Origin of the sequence: Streptomyces sp. NPDC088915 (assembly GCF_044749825.1) — a bacterium.
Classification (GTDB): Bacteria; Actinomycetota; Actinomycetes; order Streptomycetales; family Streptomycetaceae; genus Streptomyces.
The window spans coordinates 187,610-202,218 of the sequence record NZ_JBIVIR010000013.1 but is presented as its reverse complement, the minus strand read 5'-3'; the positions used below and the strand labels follow the sequence as shown (position 1 = coordinate 202,218).

Below are 14,609 nucleotides of genomic sequence, written 5' to 3'. Positions count from 1 at the left end.
CGGTGCCCTGGGACTATCTGGGCGCCAAAGTGTGTTTTGCCCGTATATGGGAGGCGGCATGACAGAGACGGCGAGCGGCCCGGCACGTGGTTCCCGCACCAAGGGAGCCAAGTCGGCGAGCAGGGGCCTGCGCATCGAGCGCATCCACACCACCCCCGGCGTGCATCCGTACGACGAGGTGACGTGGGAGCGCCGGGACGTCGTCATGACCAACTGGCGCGACGGCTCGGTCAACTTCGAGCAGCGCGGCGTCGAGTTCCCCGACTTCTGGTCGGTGAACGCGGTCAACATCGTCACCAGCAAGTACTTCCGGGGCGCGGTCGGCACCCCGCAGCGCGAGACCGGTCTCAAGCAGCTCATCGACCGGATCGTGAAGACGTACACGAAGGCCGGCGAGGAGTACGACTACTTCGCCTCGCCCGCCGACGCCGAGATCTTCGAGCACGAGCTGGCCTACGCCCTCCTGCACCAGATCTTCAGTTTCAACTCGCCGGTCTGGTTCAACGTCGGCACCCCGCAGCCCCAGCAGGTCTCCGCCTGCTTCATCCTGTCCGTCGACGACTCCATGGAGTCCATCCTCGACTGGTACAAGGAAGAGGGCATGATCTTCAAGGGCGGCTCCGGCGCCGGCCTGAACCTCTCCCGCATCCGCTCCTCCAAGGAGCTGCTCTCCTCCGGCGGCAACGCCTCCGGCCCGGTCTCCTTCATGCGCGGCGCCGACGCCTCCGCCGGAACGATCAAGTCCGGCGGCGCCACCCGCCGCGCGGCCAAGATGGTCATCCTCGACGTCGACCACCCCGACATCGAGGACTTCATCGAGACCAAGGTCAAGGAGGAGGAGAAGATCCGCGCGCTGCGCGACGCGGGCTTCGACATGGACCTGGGCGGCGACGACATCACGTCCGTCCAGTACCAGAACGCCAACAACTCCGTCCGCGTGAACGACGCGTTCATGAAGGCCGTCGAGACCGGCGGGAAGTTCGGTCTGCGCGCCCGCATGACCGGCGAGGTCATCGAGGAGGTCGACGCCAAGGCGCTCTTCCGCAAGATGGCCGAGGCCGCGTGGGCCTGCGCCGACCCGGGCATCCAGTACGACGACACGATCAACCGCTGGCACACCTGCCCCGAGTCCGGCCGCATCAACGGCTCGAACCCGTGCAGCGAGTACATGCACCTGGACAACACGTCCTGCAACCTCGCCTCGCTGAACCTGATGAAGTTCCTCAAGGACGACGGCAAGGGCAACCAGTCCTTCGACGTCGAGCGCTTCGCCAAGGTCGTCGAGCTCGTCATCACCGCGATGGACATCTCCATCTGCTTCGCCGACTTCCCCACCCAGAAGATCGGCGAGAACACCCGCGCCTTCCGCCAGCTCGGCATCGGCTACGCCAACCTCGGCGCCCTCCTGATGGCGACCGGCCACGCGTACGACTCCGACGGCGGCCGCGCCCTCGCCGGCGCCATCACCTCCCTGATGACCGGCACCTCGTACAAGCGCTCCGCCGAACTCGCCGCCGTCGTCGGCGCGTACGACGGCTACGCCCGCAACGCCGAGCCGCACCAGCGCGTCATGAAGCAGCACGCCGACGCCAACACCACCGCCGTCCGCGTGGACGACCTGGACTCCCCGATCTGGGCCGCCGCCACGGAGGCCTGGCAGGACGTGATCCGCCTCGGCGCCAAGAACGGCTTCCGCAACGCCCAGGCCTCGGTCATCGCCCCCACCGGCACCATCGGCCTCGCGATGTCCTGCGACACCACCGGCCTCGAGCCCGACCTCGCCCTGGTCAAGTTCAAGAAGCTCGTCGGCGGCGGCTCGATGCAGATCGTCAACGGCACCGTCCCGCAGGCCCTGCGCCGCCTGGGCTACCAGGAGGAGCAGATCGAGGCGATCGTCGCCCACATCGCCGAGCACGGCAACGTGATCGACGCCCCGGGCCTCAAGACCGAGCACTACGAGGTCTTCGACTGCGCCATGGGCGAGCGCTCCATCTCCGCGATGGGCCACGTCCGCATGATGGCCGCCATCCAGCCGTGGATCTCGGGCGCCCTCTCCAAGACCGTGAACCTGCCGGAGACGGCCACGGTCGAGGACGTCGAGGAGGTCTACTTCGAGGCCTGGAAGATGGGCGTCAAGGCGCTCGCGATCTACCGCGACAACTGCAAGGTCGGCCAGCCGCTCTCCGCCAAGAAGAAGGAGAACGAGAAGGCCGAGGTCACCGCGAAGTCCGAGGCGACGATCCGCGAGGCCGTCGAGAAGGTCGTCGAGTACCGCCCGGTCCGCAAGCGCCTGCCCAAGGGCCGTCCGGGGATCACCACCTCCTTCACCGTCGGCGGCGCCGAGGGCTACATGACCGCCAACTCCTACCCGGACGACGGTCTCGGCGAGGTCTTCCTGAAGATGTCGAAGCAGGGCTCGACCCTCGCCGGCATGATGGACGCCTTCTCCATCGCCGTCTCCGTCGGCCTCCAGTACGGCGTCCCGCTGGAGACGTACGTTTCGAAGTTCACCAACATGCGCTTCGAGCCGGCCGGCATGACGGACGACCCGGACGTGCGGATGGCGCAGTCGATCGTCGACTACATCTTCCGCCGCCTGGCGCTCGACTTCCTGCCCTTCGAGACCCGGTCCGCCCTCGGCATCCACTCGGCCGAGGAGCGCCAGCGCCACCTGGACACCGGCTCGTACGAGCAGCCCGAGGACGACGAGGTCGACGTCGAGGGCCTGGCCCAGTCGGCGCCCCGCACCCCGGAGCTGAAGGCCGTCGCCACCGCCCCGGCCCCCAAGGCCGAGGTCCCGGCCCCGAAGCAGGCCCACACCTCGGCGGAGCTCGTCGAGATGCAGCTCGGCATCAGCGCCGACGCCCCGCTCTGCTTCTCCTGCGGCACGAAGATGCAGCGGGCCGGCTCCTGCTACATCTGCGAGGGCTGCGGCTCCACCAGCGGCTGCAGCTGATCCGCCCGTGAGAGGGGCGTCGACCGACCGGTCGGCGCCCCTTTCGCGCGCCCGGAGGAGTCGGTCAGGAAGTCATGGATCCCAGCAGCGTGCCGAAGGCCTGGGGATCGGCGTCGAAGCCCCGGGGGAGCGGACGGTACGTCCAGCCGTCCGGCCCGGTGCGGGTGAACTCCACGACCGTCGCCGACAGGGCGTCCGGGACGTCCGCGAAGTCGTGGGTCAGGAGGTCGGTGTAGCCCTCGCGGACCCGTACGCCCGTGCCCGCTATGTCACCGAAGGAGAGCCGCCCGCCGCTCTGCTGTATGGCCACGCCCACCACCACGCGCGCGTACCTCGGCGCGAGACGGTCCAGCTCCACGGTCATGGCCTCGTCGTAGCCGAAACCCTGGCCCGTACGACTGTCGCGGTGGAGCGTGATCGTGCCGTCCGGGGAACGGCTGCCGAAGTGCACCAGCTGGGCCGGGGCGCCGTGCGGGTCGTCGGCGGTGAAGACGCCGGCGACGAGGTCCAGGTCGTGGACCGGGGCGCCGGCCGGGGCGGGGTCCCACTTGAGCGTCACCTCGACGCGCCCCACCCCTTTGTTGAGTCCGCTCATGGTGCTTCCCCTCTCCGCGCGCCCCCGCGCGCCTCGCCTCGTACCGTCGACCCGGTCGAAAGTCCTCGGCCGGAGCACTTGGTCGCGTACCGATCACTCATGGTGTCATGCGCCTCTGACAGAGGGGCCGGCGCTCGAAGGGGAGAACGGCGACGAGCCGGATCTCGACGTCTCTCTGGCTCGAATAGGTCGGGCTGGCGGGAGGATGAGGAACTCGCTTTCTTCATAAGGGTCCTGATGTCCCTTCACCGGCTGCCCGTCCGGTGCGTTCCGTCCGGGAGCGGGGGAGCGCGGGCCGGAGCGCGTGCGCCCGCCGGGGACTGCCGGGGTGCTCTCCGGCCCCGTACGATGGCGCGGTGCTGGTCAAGTGGATTCGCTGCACCGTGGTGGACCGTCGGGGGTTCGAACGGGGGCAGCGGAAATGGGCGGGGCTGCTCGGTGAGCCGGGCTTCCGGGGGCAGGGCGGCGGGTGGAGCCGGAGTCGGCCGGACGTCGCCCACGTCTTCGCGTTCTGGGAGAGCCGGGCCTTCTACGACTCCTTCATGGCGCGGTCGCACGACCGGCTCGCGGCGTCGCAGGTGGGCACGTTCCGGGACGGCCAGGCCAAGCTGTTCGACCACCGCTTCGACGTGAAGACGGGGTTCGAACCGCGCTTCTCCGACGCCGACGTGGCACGCGTGGCGCACTGCCGTGTCCACGAGGACCGCGCCGAGCACTTCGCGCTCATGCAGGAGAAGGTGTGGAACCCGGCGATGGCCGGATCCCCCGGCATGCTGCGGGGCATGTTCGGGGAGGCGCCCGGCAGCGAGTTCCTGGTCCTCTCGATGTGGCAGTCCACCGCCGAGCACGGCAAGTACCGGGAGGAACGGGTGGAGCGGCTCGGGCTGCGGGCCCGGACCGCGGCCGACGTGGCGGCGCTGAACGGGGACGTGGTGCGGCTCGAACCGTCCTGGACGGTCTGAGGACACCCGCCGCCCGCCCCGCCGGCGGACCCCTCGGCCGAGCCTTCCGGAGAGTGACGATCTAGGGTCGGGGTATGGCACGACCGCGGCGCATCGTCCTCGTACGACACGGAGAGTCCGAGGGCAATGCCGATGACACGGTGTACGAACGGGAGCCCGACCACGCCCTGCGGCTCACCGATGCCGGACGGCGGCAGGCGGAGGAGACGGGGGAGCGGCTGCGGAAACTCTTCGGCGAGGAGCCGGTCAGCGTCTACGTCTCGCCGTACCGGCGCACCCACGAGACCCTCCGCGCCTTCCGGTTCCCCCCGGAGCAGGTCCGGGTGCGCGAGGAGCCGCGGCTGCGGGAGCAGGACTGGGGCAACTGGCAGGACCGGGAGGACGTACGCCTCCAGAAGGCCTACCGCGACGCGTACGGACACTTCTTCTACCGCTTCGCCCAGGGGGAGTCGGGCGCGGACGTCTACGACCGGGTCGGAGCCTTCCTGGAGAGCCTGTACCGCAGCTTCGAGGCGCCCGACCACCCGCCCAACGTCCTCCTCGTCACCCACGGACTGACCATGCGCCTCTTCTGCATGCGCTGGTTCCACTGGACGGTCGCGGACTTCGAGTCGCTGTCGAACCCCGGGAACGCCGAGACGCGTGTCCTGCTGCTCGGTGAGGACGGCAGATACCGTCTGGACAGGCCGTTCGAACGCTGGCGTACCCCCGAACCGTACGGCCGCACCGGATAGAGTGGCAGACCGATGACCGCTGACTCCTCACCCGACCGGCGCTTCGACCGCGCCCTGGCCAGCCTGCGCGGGCTGTCCGTGGGAGACGCCCTGGGCTCCCAGTTCTTCGTCCCCGTCCACTACCCCCTGCTGAAGCGGCGCGAGCTGCCTCCCGGACCCTGGCAGTGGACCGACGACACCGAGATGGCCTGCTCCGTCCTGGCCGTCCTCGCGCGACACGACCGGATCGACCAGGACGCCCTGGCCCTGTCCTTCGCGCACCACCACGACTTCGACCGGGGCTACGGGCCCGCTGTCAACCGGATGCTCAGGCTCATCCGGGAGGGTGGCGACTGGCGGGAACTGGCCGCCGCGCTCTTCAAGGGACAGGGGTCCTGGGGGAACGGCGCCGCGATGCGGATCGCCCCGCTCGGAGCCTGGTACGCGGACGATCCGGAGCAGGCGACCCACCAGGCCGAGATCTCCGCGTACACGACCCACCAGCACCGCGAGGCCGTGGTGGGCGCCATGGCCGTCGCCGCCGCTGCCGCCCTCGCCGCCGACCCCGCCGGGCCGCCCACGCCCGAGGCGCTGCTCGACGGGGTGATCGCCCTGGTGCCGCGCAGCGCGGTCGGGGCGGGTCTGCGCAGGGCCCGCGACATGCTCGACTACGGCGACCCCGGCACGGTCGCCGCCGTGCTCGGCAGCGGGCGGCGTACGAGCGCGCACGACACGGTCCCCTTCGCCCTCTGGTCGGCCGCGCGGGCGCTCGGCGACTTCGAGCGGATGTTCTGGACGACCGCGCAGGTCGGCGGGGACGTCGACACGACCTGTGCCATCGCGGGAGGCGTGGTGGCCGCCACGGCGGTCGGCGTGCCCCCGGCGGACTGGCTGGGACAGACCGAGGAACTTCCCGACTGGGTTCCCGTCACGGCCTCCTGAGACAGTGATCCGGTGCCGCCGGGTCCCGGGGGAGATGCCCGCCGGGCCCGGTGGCCTTTTCTGTCCCGGGCCTTCGCGTATGTGACTTTCTGTGTGGTGGTGAGGGCTGTCGCCGATCGCTTCGGGTGATCCCGGCGTTGATTCTTCTCCCGTTTCAGGCAGGTGAGATGGGATAGATAGTTGTTCGGTTCCGTGGTTCCTTCCGGCGTGATGGCGCACCGGTTCGTGTGTGCGGGAGCGAATACGGGGGCGGCCGGGGCGCGGTGTGTGGTGGGGCCGGGCGATGGAGCGACGGGGCTTTTCGGGAGCTTGGCGGGAATCCGGGTATCGCGGGCGGTGCCGGGCGGCGTAACCTGTCTGGCGCCATGCCGTACGAACCCCCCACCCACACCGTCGAGCGATCGCTCCGAGCCACCACCGGCGCCAGGATCGTCGCCGGAGTCGACGAAGTCGGGCGCGGGGCGTGGGCCGGTCCCGTCACGGTCTGCGCGGCCGTCACCGGACTGCGTCGGCCCCCCGAAGGGCTCACCGACTCCAAGCTGATCACCCCCAAGCGCCGTGCCTCCCTCGCGCTGGAGCTGGAGCAGTGGGTCACGGCGTACGCGCTCGGCGACGCCTCCCCGCAGGAGATCGACGACCTCGGAATGACCGCGGCGTTGCGGCTCGCGGCGGTCCGGGCCCTCGAAGGCCTGCCCGTGCGGCCCGACGCGGTGATCCTCGACGGCAAGCACGACTACCTCGGCAGCCCCTGGCGGGTCCGTACGGTGATCAAGGGCGACCAGTCCTGCATCGCCGTGGCCGCCGCCTCCGTCCTCGCGAAGGTCCGCCGGGACACCCTCATGGCGGAGCTGGAGGCCGGTACCGGGTCGGGGGAGTACGTGCCGTACGCCTTCGGTGCCAACGCGGGCTACCCCTCGCCGGTCCACCGGGCTGCCCTCGCGGAGCTGGGCCCCACCCCGCACCACCGGCTCTCCTGGTCCTATCTGGACGCGCTGCCCCGGTGGCGCCACCTCAAGAAGGTCCGCCTCTCCGTCGAGGCGGCCGCGCTGGAGAGCGGGGGCCAACTCGGCTTCGACTTCTGAACTTCCGGTCACGGAGCCGCCGAAAAGCTGCTCACGCGCCCGGGGTGCACCTGTGTGCCCACCCGCCGATGCCCCGCGCAGCGGCGTTTGATAGACATCCACCCATGCCTCTCATCCCCGAGGAGCCTCAGATTCACGAGAGCGCCCAGGGTCCCCGCGCCACCGCGGCCGCCGGCCGCCCCGCGTCGACCCCCCGTCCCGTACCCGGTCCGCGTTCCGCGGCCTCCCCGCGCCCCGGACGTCCCGTTCCCGGACCCGCCCGGCCCGCGCCGCCGAAGCCGCGCCCCGCGGCCGGGAAGTCTCCGGCCGGTGGCACGGAGAATCGTTCCGACCAGCGAACCGCCCCGCAGCTCCAGCTGATCCCGGCGCCCGTCGACGGCGCGCTCGACGCCGCCGAGGAGGCCCTGGACCTGCTTCTGGAGAACGGCCGGGCCCCCGGTGAGGTCCTGGTGCTCACCACCGGCGAGCAGCACCCGTGGGCGGCGCACGAGCTGTCCTTCGGCGAAGCCGCCTACTGGGCCCAGCAGGACACCGGCGACGACGTGTTCTTCGCCGACGCCTCCGCCGTGGACCGCGCCGCCTCCCGGCCCGTGGTGATCGTCGCCGTCAACGGCGGGGACGACGAGGCGACCGCCCGCGCCCTGCCGACGGCGATGGCCCGCGCGGGCGCGCTGCTCGTCGTCTGCGGCGACCCGCAGCGCGTCACGGCGGTCCTCGGAGCGGGCGCCGGCGTCTGACCGGCGGCCCGTGCCCCTCGGCCGACCGACCGTTCCTCCGCCGGGCCGCACCGGGCCCGGCGGGGCGGGTGGATCGGGGGAGCGGATGGCGCCCGCGCATCGTTCGTGTGCTGTGTGCTGTGTGCTGTGTGCTGTGTGCTGTGTGCTGTGTGCCGCCCGTGCGCTCAGCGCGCGGCGGCCCGGCGCAGCGGTTCGACCGCGCCGCTCGCGGTCCTCGGCGTGATCCGGTCGAACTCGGCCGGTCCGTCGCCGAGCGGCACGGGAAGCGAGTCGGAGCTCGGTCGGCGGCCTCCCCGGCCCTCGCCGAGCACCTGCCAGCCCCCTCGGGTCAGCGTGATGTACGCGCCGCAGCGCAGCCCGTGCAGCGTGCAGGCGTCCCGGAGCCCCCACATCCAGGCCCCGTCCTCCTCCGTCCAGCGCTCGTCCCCCTCGCGGCAGTACAGCAGCACCGCGGTCCGTACGGGCGCACGCCTCCGCAGGTCGTGGGGGATGACGCGCCGCAGGTGCGCCAGGAGCACGTTGCGGAACTCCCAGCCGTCCGCCGGCGCGGAGCGGCGGACGAACGAGGCGCTGGCCGCGATCCGTTCCTCGTGGTCCAGGACCGCGAGGACCGCCGTCGCGGGCGCGGGCGCGTGACGGGAGTGCAGACCGCCGACGACCTCGCGCGGGTTGCGCAGCAGGGGGACTCCCGCCGCGGCCCACTCGGAGGGCTCGAGTATCCGGGCGAGACGGCTGGGGGACCCGGACGAAGATCTGGTCGAGGCGGCTGTGGGCGGAGCGAATCCGAGGGTCACGGTCCTCCCTTCGGATACGCGCCCGCTGGGCGGGCAAGGTCGGATGAGGGCGCACCACGGCACAGTCCTTCCGGACCGCTGACGGGCCTTGTGGGGCGGTGGTCCAATTCTTGCGGGCCCGTGCGCGAGCGGCAATGAGCAATTGAGACCGCTGACGGGAATGCGTTGGTATGCCACTCATATCCCTGCCCAGTTGCCCATTGTTCACTCCCCGTTCGTCTGACGGTTTCACCTCTCGGTGACCGGCACGGGGCGGGCACCGGGTGGACACGAGCGGAAACCTCCCTTCCGTTCGTGACCGGGCGTCACGCTGGGTGAGTTCGCCGATTGTCAGTGGCATCGGGTTGCATGGGTGCATGGACACCCTGGAGCTCCGCGCCGAAGCCGATGCCGTTCTCGCCGAGCTGGTCGGCGCCCCCGAGGGGACGGCGCGGCTGCGGGAGGACCAGTGGCTGGCGGTGGCCGCCCTGGTGGAGGAGCGGCGGCGGGCCCTGGTGGTGCAGCGCACCGGCTGGGGCAAGTCGGCGGTGTACTTCGTCGCCACCGCCCTGCTGCGCCGCCGCGGCTCCGGACCCACCGTGATCATCTCGCCGCTGCTCGCGCTCATGCGGAACCAGGTCGAGGCGGCGGAGCGGGCCGGCATCCGGGCGCGCACCATCAACTCGGCCAACCCCGAGGAGTGGGACACGATCTACGACGAGGTCGAGCGCGGTGAGACCGACGTCCTGCTCGTGAGCCCCGAACGCCTCAACTCCGTGGACTTCCGCGAGCAGGTGCTCCCCAAACTCGCGGCCACCACGGGCCTCCTGGTGGTCGACGAGGCGCACTGTATCTCCGACTGGGGCCACGACTTCCGTCCCGACTACCGCCGGCTGCGCACCATGCTCACCGAGCTCGCTCCCGGGGTGCCGGTCCTGGCCACCACCGCGACCGCCAACGCCCGGGTGACCGCCGACGTGGCCGAGCAGCTCGGCACCGGGGCCGGCGAGGCGCTGGTGCTGCGCGGCTCCCTGGAGCGGGAGAGCCTGCGGCTCGGCGTGGTCCGGCTGCCGGACGCCGCGCACCGACTGGCCTGGCTCGCCGAGCACCTGGACGAACTGCCGGGCTCCGGGATCGTCTACACGCTGACGGTCGCCGCCGCCGAGGAGGCCACGGCCTTCCTGCGACAGCGCGGCTTCGCGGTCGCCTCGTACACGGGCCGCACGGAGAACGCCGACCGGCTCCAGGCCGAGGCCGACCTCCAGGAGAACCGGGTCAAGGCGCTCGTGGCGACCTCGGCCCTCGGCATGGGCTTCGACAAGCCCGACCTCGGCTTCGTGATCCACCTCGGCTCGCCGTCCTCCCCGATCGCCTACTACCAGCAGGTGGGCCGGGCCGGCCGCGGTGTCGAGCACGCGGAGGTGCTGATGCTGCCGGGGAAGGAGGACGAGGCGATCTGGCGCTACTTCGCCGACACCGCCTTCCCGCCCGAGGCGCAGGTCCGCCAGACCCTGGCGGCCCTCGCCGACGCGGGACGGCCGCTGTCCGTGCCGGCCCTGGAGGCGGCGGTGGACCTGCGGCGCACCCGGCTGGAGACGATGCTCAAGGTCCTCGACGTGGACGGCGCCGTGCGACGGGTCAAGGGCGGCTGGGAGAGCACCGGACGGCCCTGGACGTACGACACCGAGCGGTACGCGTGGGTGGCGCGGCAGCGGGCCGCCGAGCAGCAGGCCATGCGCGACTACGTGAGCGCCTCCGGGTGCCGGATGGAGTTCCTGCGCCGGCAGTTGGACGACGAGGGTGCGGCCCCGTGCGGCCGCTGCGACAACTGCGCGGGCGCCTGGGCCGACACCTCCGTGTCGCAGGAGACGCTGACGGGCGCGACCAGGGAGCTGGACCGCCCGGGCGTGGAGGTGGAGCCGCGCCGGATGTGGCCGACCGGGATGCCCGCCCTGGGGATCGAGCTCAAGGGCCGCATCCCCGCCAGCGAGCAGTGCTCCACCGGAAGGGCCCTGGGACGGCTCTCGGACATCGGCTGGGGCAACCGCCTCCGTCCCCTCCTCGCCGAGAACGCACCCGACGGGCCGGTCCCGGACGACGTCCTCAAGGCGGCGGTGGCGGTCCTCGTCGACTGGGCCCGTTCCCCGGGCGGCTGGGCGCCGGGCGTTCCGGACGCCTCCGCCCGGCCGGTGGGGGTCGTCGCCGTGCCGTCCCTGGCCCGTCCGCACCTGGTCGGCTCCCTCGCCCGGGGCATCGCGGACATCGGCCGCCTGCCCTACCTAGGGACCCTGGCGTACACCGGGCCGGACGGCGCGCACGCGGTGCGCCGCAGCAACTCCGCACAGCGCCTCAGGGCGCTCTCCGGCGCCTTCGCCGTCTCCGAGGAGCTGTCCGGCGCCCTGGCCGCCGCCCCCGGCCCCGTGCTGCTCGTGGACGACTTCACCGACTCCGGCTGGACCCTCGCGGTCGCCGCCCGACTGCTCCGCCGGGCGGGCGCCGCACAGGTGCTCCCCCTGGTCCTCGCCGCGGCAGGCTGACCTGCCGGGCCCTGGGCGAGCTGCTGACTCCGTCCTTCTCCGGCCCCGGCGGGCGTCTCGGACCGGAGAGTGACAGCCCGGCCCGGGCGGGCGCTTCCGGTCAGGGGAGGAGGGCCCTCACCGACTCCACCGTGTCCGCGTCCGCAGGGAGCTTGTCCTCGCGGTAGCGGATCACGCGGGCGAAGCGGAGGGTGACGCCCGCGGGATAGCGGGTGGAGCGCTGGACGCCGTCGAAGGCGATCTCGACGACCAGCTCGGGGCGTACGGTGACGCCCCACGGCTCCTCCGCGACCGTCAGCTTCCGCAGACGCTCGGTCTGCCAGGCGAGCAGGGCGTCGGTCAGGCCCTTGAACGTCTTGCCCAGCATGGCGAAGGAACCGTCGGCCGTCCGCGCGCCCAGGTGCAGGTTGGAGAGCGTTCCGGTGCGCCGCCCATGGCCCCATTCGGCGCCGAGGACCACCAGGTCCAAGGTGTGCACGGGCTTCACCTTCAGCCAGGAGGTACCCCGGCGTCCCGCGCTGTAGCCCGCGTCGAGGGACTTCACGACCACGCCCTCCTGGCCCCGTTCGAGCGCTTCCGCGGCGAACGCCGCCGCGGCCGCGCGCTCCTTCGGGTCGGCGGGGTCCGCCACCACGATGCGGCGCACGCGCTGGGCCTCTGGCACCAGCCGGTCGAGCAGCGCGCGCCGTTCGGCGGCCGGGGCGGCGAGCAGGTCCTCACCGTCGGCGTACAGCACCTCGAAGAAGACCGGTGAGAGCGGCACCGCCGTCTGCGCGCCCGCCACGTCGAGGGTGGATCCGGTCCGTCCGGACGTCTCCTGGAACGGCCGCGGCCGGCCCCGCTCGTCGAAGGCCAGCAGCTCCCCGTCCAGCACCACCTGACGTACCGGCAGTGCGCGGACCAGCGACACCACCTCGGGGGTCCGGTCGGTGATGTCGGCGAGCGTCCGGGTGAAGACGCGCACGTCGTCGCCGTCGCGGTGCACCTGGATGCGGATCCCGTCGAGCTTCTCCTCCAAGGCGCAGGGCCCCGTCCTGGCGAGGGCCTCGTCGATGTCCTTGGCGGTGTGGGCCAGCATCGGCAGGACCGGGCGCCCCACCGTGAGCCGGAACCCGGCGAGGGCGGACGGCCCCCTGGAGAGCAGCACCTCGGCGACGGCGGCCGGCGAACCGCTCAGCATGACCGCCTGCCGGACGTCGGCGACCGGCGCCCCGGCTGCCGAGGCCAGGCCCTCCACGGCCACGGCGTCGAGGGCACCCTGCCGCAACTCGCCGCTGATCAGCCGGAAGAGGAACAGCTGTTCCTCCTCGGTGGCCGCGCCCATCAGCTCGTCGAGGAGCCTCTTCCGTTCGCCCTGCGCGCCCTTGCCGGACACGGCGGCGATCCGGGTGAGGAGCGCGTCCACCTCCCGCACCCCGAGCCGGGGCTCGGGGGAGGGCTCCCGCCGTTCCTTGAGGGTGTTCCAGCCGACACCGATCCTGCGCTGGGGCAGCCGCCCGGACATATACATGATCACGATGGGAGCGTCCGCGGGATCGGCGGCCCGGAACAACTCGGCCAGCAGCGCGACCTTCTCCGTCCGCGCGGAGGCGGCGCCGATGTCCCGGGACGCCCGTGCGATGTCGGCGAGTCTCATGCGGAAAGCCCTCTCAGTCGGTACGACCCCGTTCGCGCAGTCTGCTCATCCGCGCCCGCGCGGTGTGCCACGGCACACCGAACCACGGCACACCGAACCGCTTGGCATCCCTCCCGCTCGGCATCCCGCCGTCCCGGCCGCGGGCTCTCGAACGGGCGGCCCGCGCCCGCGGACCCGCAGACGAGGCCTCGAACGCGGCACCGGTGAGGAAGCGGCGAACCCCACCCTCCCCGCCGCCGTTCACCTCGAACGGGTCTCAGATCGTCCGTACCGACATCGCGTACGAACGCCCGCTGCACAGCTCCAGGTGTCCGACCTCGGCCTCCAGCGCGTCCTTCGGCACCTCGGAACTCTCGGAGAACAACTGCACGTCCACGGTCCCGTCGGTGATCTCCCACACCCCGGCGACCCGCCCCCGGTGCACCACCACGGGTGTGATCCAGCCCGACGTACGGCTCACCGCCTTGCGCCGCTCCGCCCGCAGGACACGGGTGTCGGACGTGCCCGGCCCCAGCACGTACTGGTCGAACCCGGCCAACAGGCGCACCTCCTCCGACGGCCTGGCCGACGCCAGCGCGTCCACGTCCTCGGCGCGCACGTAACACGCCGTTCCGTCCACCTCCACCTTCGTCAACTCCTGGCCGAGCGAGGCGAACCAGCCGCGCACCACCGTCTTGCGGTGCGCGTTGCGCGTCAGCCAGGCGTCGAAGGTCTCCGGTGTCGCCGGCCCGTGTGCCCCGAGGTAAGCGGGGATGACGGTCCGGGCCGCCTCCTCCGGCTCGATCGTCCCCGACCAGCCGGGCACCCGGTCGCGCGGTGAGGCGAAGGTGACGCGGTTGCCCTGGTTCGGTCCGTGGCACAGCTTTCCCGTCCAGGCCAGCGGCTTGAGCACCATTCCCCAGCCGGACGTCAGCTGCGTCTCCAGAGCGGCGAACTTGCCATCGGCGACCAAGGCCTCGGTGAGCTCCTGACGGGTGAGGACCCTGCCGGTGAGAACGTCGTCGACGACCTCGCCGAGAGCCGCCATCTCCGTCGGCGTGACCCCGAACGTCCTTTGCCAGGCGGGCTTCTCCCAGGTCCGTGCCGCCGCCATCAGCGACAGGTAAGCCGCCATGTGCTCGGCCGCCACGAGGTGCAGCGTGCCCCGCATGACCCAGGTCTTGACCACCTCGCGGGTCTCCAGGGCCTCCTCCACGGCGCCGGCCCTCGGTCTCCGCTGCCGGGTGGCGAGGGCGAGTTCCGCGGACGAGGCCACCTGTGCCTGCACCCCCGCGAGTTCCCGCACCAGCTCCGTGACGGAAGCCGTGCGACGGGGCGCGAGGCTCTGTCGCCGCAGCCGCCAGGCGAGCACCTGATCCTGAGTCACCTGCATGAGCGCTCCTCGGTGTAGGTCGCAGATCGCCTGCCATCCTGCCCGAACGACGTGCCGGAGCCCGTCCGTTCCTCCGGAGCGGGGAGAGAGGTCCGCCACCCCGGCACAACCGGATGAACGTGGCCCGCGCCGCCTCGCAGCGCGACCGGATCTTCGAGAAAATCGTGTGGGTCATGCCTCCATGCAACCTGACGCCTCGGACATCGTGGGCACTGGCATCCGAATCTGTGGATAACTCGAAAGTCCGGCGGATGCCCCGATCCGCAAGTTATCCACAGGGGTTTCGGATTTCGGGAGAACACGA

Annotated in this window: 11 protein-coding genes; 7 read left to right on the top strand and 4 right to left on the bottom strand. The window is 71.9% G+C overall.

The annotated features are described in order from the left end of the window. The first annotated feature begins 58 nt into the window (after positions 1-58). Positions 59-2,956, top strand: coding sequence for a vitamin B12-dependent ribonucleotide reductase (locus ACIP5O_RS23780; protein WP_401296457.1), 2,898 nt, complete (start codon positions 59-61; stop codon positions 2,954-2,956). A gap of 64 nt (positions 2,957-3,020) precedes the next feature. Here the strand turns inward: ACIP5O_RS23780 and ACIP5O_RS23775 are convergent, their stop codons facing one another. Then, positions 3,021-3,551 (bottom strand): TerD family protein, encoded by a 531-nt coding sequence (locus ACIP5O_RS23775; RefSeq protein ID WP_401296455.1) that lies wholly within the window; start codon positions 3,549-3,551, stop codon positions 3,021-3,023. Between the two features lie 356 nt (positions 3,552-3,907). On the opposite strand from ACIP5O_RS23775, the gene ACIP5O_RS23770 reads away from it, so the two are divergent. From ACIP5O_RS23770 to ACIP5O_RS23750, 5 genes are all read left to right on the top strand, one after another. Then, positions 3,908-4,513, top strand: coding sequence for a YdbC family protein (locus ACIP5O_RS23770; protein ID WP_125663805.1), 606 nt, complete (start codon positions 3,908-3,910; stop codon positions 4,511-4,513). A 74-nt stretch (positions 4,514-4,587) separates the two neighbouring features. After that, positions 4,588-5,247, top strand: a complete 660-nt coding sequence (locus ACIP5O_RS23765; protein WP_356547156.1) for a histidine phosphatase family protein — start codon at positions 4,588-4,590, stop codon at positions 5,245-5,247. 12 nt (positions 5,248-5,259) lie between these two features. Further along, complete coding sequence (locus ACIP5O_RS23760) at positions 5,260-6,168, top strand: ADP-ribosylglycohydrolase family protein (protein ID WP_401296452.1); 909 nt, start codon at positions 5,260-5,262, stop codon at positions 6,166-6,168. 365 nt (positions 6,169-6,533) lie between these two features. Continuing rightward, the gene (locus ACIP5O_RS23755) at positions 6,534-7,250 is read left to right on the top strand and encodes a ribonuclease HII (RefSeq protein WP_401296450.1); all 717 of its coding nucleotides are present in this window, start codon (positions 6,534-6,536) and stop codon (positions 7,248-7,250) included. A gap of 104 nt (positions 7,251-7,354) precedes the next feature. Beyond that, the gene (locus ACIP5O_RS23750; RefSeq protein ID WP_356547150.1) at positions 7,355-7,987 is read left to right on the top strand and encodes a hypothetical protein; all 633 of its coding nucleotides are present in this window, start codon (positions 7,355-7,357) and stop codon (positions 7,985-7,987) included. 164 nt (positions 7,988-8,151) lie between these two features. Here ACIP5O_RS23750 and ACIP5O_RS23745 read toward each other — a convergent pair whose 3' ends face one another. After that, a complete protein-coding gene (locus tag ACIP5O_RS23745) occupies positions 8,152-8,781 on the bottom strand; it encodes a hypothetical protein (RefSeq protein WP_401296448.1) in 630 nt (209 codons plus the stop codon). 356 nt (positions 8,782-9,137) lie between these two features. Between ACIP5O_RS23745 and ACIP5O_RS23740 the strand changes: the two genes are divergently transcribed. Beyond that, the gene (locus ACIP5O_RS23740) at positions 9,138-11,297 is read left to right on the top strand and encodes a RecQ family ATP-dependent DNA helicase (RefSeq protein ID WP_401296446.1); all 2,160 of its coding nucleotides are present in this window, start codon (positions 9,138-9,140) and stop codon (positions 11,295-11,297) included. 100 nt (positions 11,298-11,397) lie between these two features. Here ACIP5O_RS23740 and ACIP5O_RS23735 read toward each other — a convergent pair whose 3' ends face one another. Then, complete coding sequence (locus ACIP5O_RS23735; protein WP_401296444.1) at positions 11,398-12,933, bottom strand: ATP-dependent DNA ligase; 1,536 nt, start codon at positions 12,931-12,933, stop codon at positions 11,398-11,400. Between the two features lie 256 nt (positions 12,934-13,189). Beyond that, positions 13,190-14,305: a winged helix DNA-binding domain-containing protein gene (locus ACIP5O_RS23730; RefSeq protein WP_401296442.1), complete on the bottom strand. Its 1,116-nt coding sequence runs from the start codon at positions 14,303-14,305 to the stop codon at positions 13,190-13,192. Positions 14,306-14,609: the final 304 nt, after the last annotated feature.

Excerpts from the sequence above, each read along its gene's own strand:
- ACIP5O_RS23740 (WP_401296446.1), top strand. The coding sequence starts at position 9,138 with ATGGACACCCTGGAGCTCCGCGCCGAAGCCGATGCCGTTCTCGCCGAG.
- ACIP5O_RS23775 (WP_401296455.1), bottom strand. The coding sequence starts at position 3,551 with ATGAGCGGACTCAACAAAGGGGTGGGGCGCGTCGAGGTGACGCTCAAG.
- ACIP5O_RS23750 (WP_356547150.1), top strand. The coding sequence starts at position 7,355 with ATGCCTCTCATCCCCGAGGAGCCTCAGATTCACGAGAGCGCCCAGGGT.
- ACIP5O_RS23730 (WP_401296442.1), bottom strand. The coding sequence starts at position 14,305 with ATGCAGGTGACTCAGGATCAGGTGCTCGCCTGGCGGCTGCGGCGACAG.
- ACIP5O_RS23735 (WP_401296444.1), bottom strand. The coding sequence starts at position 12,933 with ATGAGACTCGCCGACATCGCACGGGCGTCCCGGGACATCGGCGCCGCC.
- ACIP5O_RS23760 (WP_401296452.1), top strand. The coding sequence starts at position 5,260 with ATGACCGCTGACTCCTCACCCGACCGGCGCTTCGACCGCGCCCTGGCC.
- ACIP5O_RS23780 (WP_401296457.1), top strand. The coding sequence starts at position 59 with ATGACAGAGACGGCGAGCGGCCCGGCACGTGGTTCCCGCACCAAGGGA.
- ACIP5O_RS23755 (WP_401296450.1), top strand. The coding sequence starts at position 6,534 with ATGCCGTACGAACCCCCCACCCACACCGTCGAGCGATCGCTCCGAGCC.
- ACIP5O_RS23765 (WP_356547156.1), top strand. The coding sequence starts at position 4,588 with ATGGCACGACCGCGGCGCATCGTCCTCGTACGACACGGAGAGTCCGAG.